This window comes from Nostoc parmelioides FACHB-3921 (assembly GCF_014696625.1).
Classification (GTDB): domain Bacteria; phylum Cyanobacteriota; class Cyanobacteriia; order Cyanobacteriales; family Nostocaceae; genus Trichormus; species Trichormus parmelioides.
Genome location: NZ_JACJQL010000134.1, coordinates 1 through 7561 on the forward strand (window position 1 = coordinate 1; position 7561 = coordinate 7561).

Genomic DNA, 7561 nt, shown 5'->3' on the forward strand with positions numbered 1-7561 from the left:
AATCGTCCCCACTCCATTGGTCGCCAGTTACGTTGCGGGTCTAGCCCGGATATCCACATCCCCCCGGCTAGTAGGTGCAGATATGCTTTTAAGAATCCATCTGTCACCCGACCCGCATTTTTACGCGGAATCTCAGGAGAAGTGAACAGGTATTCGTAAACTGTTTCACCTTCAATATGTGAAAAGTTACGATCAATCAAAGATATGTGAATGGCACTGCCCACCGCTAACTCATGGTACTCGGCGGTGGTGAGATTATTGGGGTATTCTATTGTGTCTTTTAACAACACCTGATCCCCAACACCCGACTGTGGGTATTGGTTATTTTTCACGGTAGATCCTCCGATAACTTGGTTTTCAAGTTTCAGAGGGGGCCTTTCATCGATTCGCAATACCCTAAGGGAAGCAAGCTACGCAGTTCGCAATTAAGAGTTAGATGTAGCAGCATTATCTTATGCCACCACATTTTCTGCCTTGTTGAACGAGAATTGGTTTCACTAGAATCCAGTAGCTGAAACGAGTGTACAAATATTAATCCGCACTTCACAATTGCGCTCTTGCCATCGGCGTAGGCGTTCCGCCTACGCCCTGGTGATCGTTGTTTGGAGTGAAATCATTTGCACTCTCCCACCTGCCTACAATCGATTGGATGGGCATACTGCCCCGACTCAATTTTTGGCAAGGCTGTCTTCTTTAGTTGGATTCAGAATGTTGCATTGCTTCTATTTACGTTGCTTGACAAAAATTTACTTAAAGAAAATTTTAAGTTTTCACCAAAACGCCAAAAATTGGGTAGCAGGACTTGTCTTTACCTACCCCTTTTTGGCTATAATTGGCAAAGTAAAGCAGCGTGGTATTTCCTTGACAAGTTAGTGGTCTTCAAGTCGCCAAACTTTAACAGCCACTTCCTTTGTCACTCCGAGATCAACCCCGCTCTGAGGTTATTCAATTGTTTCAATTTCGGGCAAAGCTCTACTCCTCAGTAGGTTTTGCCTAAATTTTTATGTATTCTCGCCGCTCCTCCTCCTTACGTAATATTGACAAGCTTGATCTTACAAAACTTCGGGGCTTTTCGCATCTAGTATTCAGATTTTGGATGCTTAGTTGTGTTCCCCTCCTAGTTTATAAATTTTGGTAATGCTCCCCTATTGTTTTAGGGATTCTTCTCGCTATTCCTGGTTATAAAGTAATCTTTGCGAGAGGAACAGGAAACTTTTAATTAAGGTGGGGTGAAGTTTAGCTTGTATTGTAAAGCCAGATCATAGTTCTCTCCTTATGATGCAAGTGATATTGTTTGCAAGTCTTCAGATGTTGTAGTTATGCCTAAAAACTTAATAAAAATGTATTTTTTTATTACTGGCTGTAAACAAAGATATAACTCTTTAGACTGTGGATCTCTAAAAGTATCAATTAATGAAAGATTTTCCAAACATTCTAACGACTCAATTAATTCTGAGATTGATATTTCCTTATTGAGGATGGGAGGAAAATTATTAAGTAATTTATTAAAACTAACTAAAGTCTGATTATCAGTTGTGCAACTAGCTAAACAAAGCATAATTCTATGTTCTGCTTCATTTAATTCTTGACTAAAAATTTCATCAAGAACTGATTGCATCTCAGGACTAATAAATGTAGTTTTATTGTGAAAAAATGCTTCTGTACTACCAGCGAAATAGTAATTAATTCTCTCAACTACAGATTGTAATTCAGCAGGATGTCCGTAATACATTTCAATTAATTCTCTACATTTCTTATTCCCAGTTAAACCGTTAGCGAGCAAAAGTTTCATAGCAGATTCTGAATCTAAACCCTTGATTTTAATATACTGAAGTGGACGTTTAGCTCTTGAGAGAGTTTTAAAATCAAGAGGTAAAGCGCGACTAGTTACAATAAAAAAGCTTTGATGCTGTTCTTCTATTAATCTGCGAAAAAACAACCTGTAATCTAGGCGTTGTTCAAAATTTGTTGTTTGAAATGTGTCTATTCCATCTAGGACAATTAAACAACGACGAGATTGTAATGCTTGAAGTAAAGAAGTAATGTTTACCTGGGTATATTCAAGTAGAGTTGAAGGTGACTCTGTATCTTGAACTACTTGTATTAAATCATTTACCAACTCTTGAACTGTTGGTGCATGAGCAACTGACTTCCAAATTAATCGTTCAAATTGAGCATTGCAACTACTACTAATCTGATTTAAGAATTTTGCTGCTAAAGCTGTTTTACCAACTCCAGCTATTCCAATTAAAGACAGTAACTTATAATCATTCGTTAAATCTTTTATGTGAGAAAGTTCTTGTGAACGACCAAAAAAAATAGAGACATCAGGAGGCTCACCATTAATTTTTAATCGCTCAATAGCTGAATAATCTTCGGAAACCCCACCATCAGAACAATTAGAATACTCTTTTTGATAGAGATACTCTAAAAAAGAACGCAAGTTTGTCTTAGTGACTTTCTTTCCGGTTCCAACAATTGCAGCTATTATATTCCATAGTCGAGGAGCTACAAATCCTTTGAGGTAATTGGCGGTATAAGAAGTGCCTTCGGCAATAGTCTGATAATCATCATTATTCCATGTACCTTCAAGCAAAGTAGTTTCTGGGTCAGACAGATGCCTACCCATTTTGGCAAGCATTAGTTCATTTACCATAGCTAGTGCTTGCTCCAATGTTAGTTGTCCAGAAGAATTAACAATTGGCATGATACTGAGGGAAAAGTATAAACGAAAACTACTTATTACAAGTAGCTGATGCAAGCAGAACCATTCATTAATTTATTAATGTAATGGGATTTATATAAGAGCAGTAGTAATGGAAGATACTTAAAAAAATACACTGATAAAGTCAATATTACTATAAATTTAGCTTTATGCTTGACGGCTGATGATTATGTACCATACAAATTTCTAATAAATAAGATTTATGAAAATGGGACAAACTTACCTTAAGCTATTAAGTGAGTAAAAGTAAATCATTTTTTACTGATTTTAGAACAAAGGAGGCCTAAATATGAGTCAAAATCAGTCCTGCTAAGAACTCTAGCTTAGTCTATTGGTGGCAAAAAAGTACAATACTTTTTATTTAGAAATTTATAAATGAAGTAGAAAAAAGTAATTTAAGTAGGTCGTTGTGAACATTTAGTGCTGGGAGAAAGCAGGAGGTATAAGGGAAGAAGGTTTTAGCCTGTTTCATTTTCCTTTACTTAGTTCGGTTTTTCCTCGTCTTTCTACTTAGGTATGGTAAAGGTGATTTAAGGTTTTGCTTGTACACAGTCTAATACCCAAAAGTAGATATAAGCTATTGTTATATGTCATGTTATTGTATAAATCCACTATGCGAACAACGCGAGAATGCAGATGATGCGGATAGATGCCAAAACTGCGGTACTTCATTGGTGATCAATAAGCGTATCCGGCTGCTTAAACCATTAAGAGAATTAAGCGAAAGCCCGTTTACAGACAATGAGATTTTTGAGGTTGAGGATGCAGGAACGGAGTGGAATCCTGGAAGTAAGCGCAGGATTATGAAAGTCTTGAAATGGGGAACGGCAGGATTCATTGAACGCTTTGAGCGAGAGGTGACAGCTTTGGATTCAATAGATCACCCCAATATCCCCCAGACTAATGGAGTCGATGATTATTTTACTTTCGCTCCTAATAGAAGCCCGTTTAACCTGCGATGCTTAGTAATTGATAAAATAGAAGGGCAAGATTTAGAAGAATGGATAGAAAATCACCCACCGATTTCGCAAGATTTAGCACTAAATTGGTTAGAACAAATACTAGCAATACTTCACGCAGTGCATCAGGCAGGGTTTTTCCACAGAGATATTAAACCTTCTAATATAATTGTCAACCCAGAAGGAGAATTATTTTTAATAGATTTTGGGGCTGTACGGCGTGTTAGTGACACTTATTTAGCGAAAGTTGGAGCCGGAGAGAGAGATGTAAGAACAGGGAAATATCAAATTACAAGTGTAATTTCCCATTATTACAGTCCATTAGAGCAAATAAATGGGAAAGCTGTTCCTCAGTCTGATTTTTATGCTTTGGGTCGAACTATGATTCGGTTGGTAACTGGGGTAAATTTGATCGACTTACCTACCGATAATAAGGGGAGGATCATCTGGAAAGATAAAGCAATACAGATTGATAAGCCTTTTGCTGATTTGCTAGATCAATTAATGGCTTCTAATCCAGGGCAACGTCCTTCTACTACTGAAATTATTTTGTGGCGACTGAAAAAGTTGCCTGGGCAAAATAAGATTTATAGAATCACAAGGTCAAAACCCTTCATATTTAGTGTAGCGATCACCAGTATTAGTTTAATAGGATTATTAGTTTATACTCTTGGATTACCAGCATATGCAAATAATTTAGTAGTACAAGGGCAAAAGCTAGAAGCAGCTAATAAAAATGAACAAGCGCAGAAGTTGTTTGACCAAGCAGTAAAGATCCGTCCTGAATTAAGTAATCAAATCTCCAAATTCTACTTTGATAAAGCAGCAAGAGTAAAGGACAATTTACAACTGGAAAAGAAGTATTATACTCTAGCTATTAAATATAATCCAAATGATATAGACTCATATAATAATTTGGCGTTGACTTGTCAATTTTTAAGAAATGTAGACTGTGTAAATAAAACTTACGAACAACTTTTCAGGCTAGAGCCTAACTCCTGGACAGGATATTATAATTTAGCCAACTTTTATGAGGAGCAAGAGAAATATGATTTAGCTGAGAAACAGTATAAATTAGCAATTGAATATGGACAGGAACAGGCGTTAATTGCTGTAAATAATTTGTCTAGGTTAAATAACTTGCAAGGAAAATATGCTCAAGCCCAAAAACTAGCAACAGAAGGATTAAAGAAAGCTCCACTTAGTGATAAACAGTTAAGGGCAACATTATATAAAAATTTAGCTTGGGCGAAACTGATGCAAAAAGATTATCAAGGGGCGGATAAAGATTTACAAACAGCTTCAAAGTTAGATTCACAAAGAGTAGATGTGTATTGCTTGTTATCGAAGACGAAAGAAGCATTGGGAGATATAAATTCTGCAAGTGGTTACGGAGAAGTCTGCTTACTAGCAAGAATGGATACATGGCTACCGGAAGTACAAAAATGGCGAGGGGAATTAATAGAACGCATATTTAAGAGTAAATAAATCTTGTGTTTGTCATAACTAGTTTTTATAAATAAGCCTATGTTAAGAAGAAATCAGCTTGGAGCGATTACATCCATATTGATATTGATGAGCTTAAATATGAATCCTGGGTGGGGGCAACCCAGAGCAAAGTTAGATTCCAAAAAAGATTCGGCTTGTAAACCAATAGCGAAAGTGATAAGTGGAGATAGTCGTTACCAACCTTCAACAAAACTATGTAGTGAGGATAGAGTTGTTGCAGTCAATGGTGGGACGGTAAAAATCCTCTGTTACCCAAGAGGAAAAATCATAGACATCCCTAGTGATATTGTTGGTAAACAATGCCTGCCATTAAAAGTGAACGAAGGTAGAGGCTGTAACGTTTTACAAAGAAGAAGCTGTGTCATCCCTAAAGGGCCAGAAGAAGAGAACAAACCTACAAAGGTAATACCGTATGGAGTAGTAATCAATCAAGAGCGCCCGACAATATCTTGGTCTAAAGTAAAGGGAGCGACTGATTACGTTGTCCGTATGCAAGGAAATGGAGGTATTAACTGGGAGGCGACAGTCAAAGGAGAAAGTCTCACCTACCCGTCCCAGGAGGCAGTATTGAAAACAGGTCAAGCATATACTTTAGATATAGTTGCCATGCGGGGCGATGAAGTGATAGATGGCAGTAGCTCGTTATTATTGCTGTTGCCCACAGACAAGACACAAGAACTAGAAAACACAATTAACGTTCTCAATCATCTTCAACAGCCGCTTGATGAATTGGCGATTGATAAAGATGCAGTATATGAGTCATACAATTTGGTTAACGAATCAATAAAAGTGTTAGATGCTAGAGCCGTATCAGGTTCAACGAACCCAACGATTTATAGATTGTTAGGAGATCGCTACTTGATAGCTAATTTCCCTCAACAAGCCAATGAAGCGTATTTAACAGCTAAGAAATTGGCGCAACAAGTAAATAATACTGTAGAGATGGCTTTAGCAGAAGCTGGCTCTAAGATGGCGGCATGGACAAAGGACAGAAATAATTCCAGGGACAATTAGTGAATTGTTCAATCATCCGCCAACGAGAATAAATGCACTCCAATAATATGGATGAAAATATTTATCACTTTTCAATAAACTCAGTTTTGCGGATCTTAATGCTTCTGCTTTAGTAACTCCAGAGTTCAATTCATCATAAAATTTGCTCATTAATTGAGCAGTAGATTCAGCATCAACTAGCCACAGACTGGCTAGAACACCATGCGTTCCGGCTTGTGCTGCTATGCCAGCGATCCCTAAGAAGGAGCGTCTATCACCCTTGGCAGTTTGGCAAGCACTCAACACTAGTAAATCAAGGTAGTTTTTATTTTGTAGTAAAGCTTTTAAATCATTAACCATCAGGGGGGTATCCCATGCTAAGACAAAGGTTTGCTCAATATCAGAGCTAAATTGAGCATGACTACTCAAATGAATAGCCCAAAAAGAATTGTTTTCAATATCCTGTTTAAATCTCTTATAAGTAAATTCACTATCAAGTAATGTAATGGCAGAAGGATTAGCCTTCTTAATATTCTCAATCTCTAGCTTGACTTGAGGTAAAGGATGCAAATCTTTAGGGACAATAGAATTACTGAAGCTGGGGCCAATCTTAGAAACACCACTAGCGAGAGTTGAAGCTGGTTTTAAGAGCGATTGTTGCAATTGTTTAGCACTAGAACCTACAGAAGTAATGTATGTTTCTAATAAATATTGCTGCCCATCATGTAACATATCTAGGGGTAAATTTTGAAAGTAGCTATCTAGAACGAAACCTATTTTGCCAGATGCAGGTAGATATTGTTTGATAGGTTGGATTAAAAGTTGATAAACAGCTTGCGAATAAGTGAGAAAATTGTAACCCTTAGTTTCAACAAACTCTGATTTTTGAATAGTAATGAATAAATTAGTTAAAGATTCACTAATTGTATCTAAATCTATTGTATGACGATAGATTTCTTGTGAAGTTTTCACAAGCACCTCTACTCGGTCATCTAATTTAATCAGATAAACAATGTTATCCAAATCTTTTGATTCATGATTAAATTTTATGTCTAGAGCATTTTCAGCGAATTTACCACAACGTAAAAAATTCTCCACTTCAGCAAAGTTTAGTTGTTCTTGAATTTTAGTAGCTTGTCTGTAGTATTTTTTATGATAATTATTCTTATTAAGTAGTAATGATATGTATTCACGGTATAGTAGCTCTACTTTTTCCTGAAAAGCAAATTGAATATCAGAGTTAAATAGTAAAACATCGCTACTAGGACTTACGCATTGACAAAAAATTTCATTCATGTGTACTAAGCAACACAAGTATGGGTAAGATTTTCTACAATGTAATCACGCAAAACTAAAGTGAATAAGTTCCTTTGCA

General features: G+C 36.6%; 5 protein-coding genes. 2 read left to right on the top strand and 3 right to left on the bottom strand.

What is annotated here, in order from left to right; all coding sequences use genetic code 11:
- Together H6G14_RS32360 and H6G14_RS32365 are read right to left on the bottom strand one after the other, a co-directional pair.
- Window positions 1-332: hypothetical protein (locus tag H6G14_RS32360; RefSeq protein ID WP_190572999.1), on the bottom strand; the 332-nt coding region annotated here is incomplete at its 3' end.
- 941 nt (window positions 333-1273) lie between these two features.
- Window positions 1274-2707, bottom strand: a complete 1434-nt coding sequence (locus tag H6G14_RS32365; RefSeq protein ID WP_190573002.1) for a helix-turn-helix domain-containing protein — start codon at window positions 2705-2707, stop codon at window positions 1274-1276.
- 605 nt (window positions 2708-3312) lie between these two features.
- Between H6G14_RS32365 and H6G14_RS32370 the strand changes: the two genes are divergently transcribed.
- Both H6G14_RS32370 and H6G14_RS32375 read left to right on the top strand, forming a co-directional pair.
- Entirely contained in the window at window positions 3313-5172 is a 1860-nt protein-coding gene (locus H6G14_RS32370; RefSeq protein WP_190573004.1) for a serine/threonine-protein kinase, read from the top strand.
- Window positions 5173-5271: 99 nt separating this feature from the next.
- Window positions 5272-6207, top strand: coding sequence for a hypothetical protein (locus H6G14_RS32375; protein WP_190573006.1), 936 nt, complete (start codon window positions 5272-5274; stop codon window positions 6205-6207).
- A 12-nt stretch (window positions 6208-6219) separates the two neighbouring features.
- Here the strand turns inward: H6G14_RS32375 and H6G14_RS32380 are convergent, their stop codons facing one another.
- The gene (locus H6G14_RS32380) at window positions 6220-7482 is read right to left on the bottom strand and encodes a CHAT domain-containing protein (RefSeq protein ID WP_242054330.1); all 1263 of its coding nucleotides are present in this window, start codon (window positions 7480-7482) and stop codon (window positions 6220-6222) included.
- Between the last annotated feature and the right edge of the window lie 79 nt (window positions 7483-7561).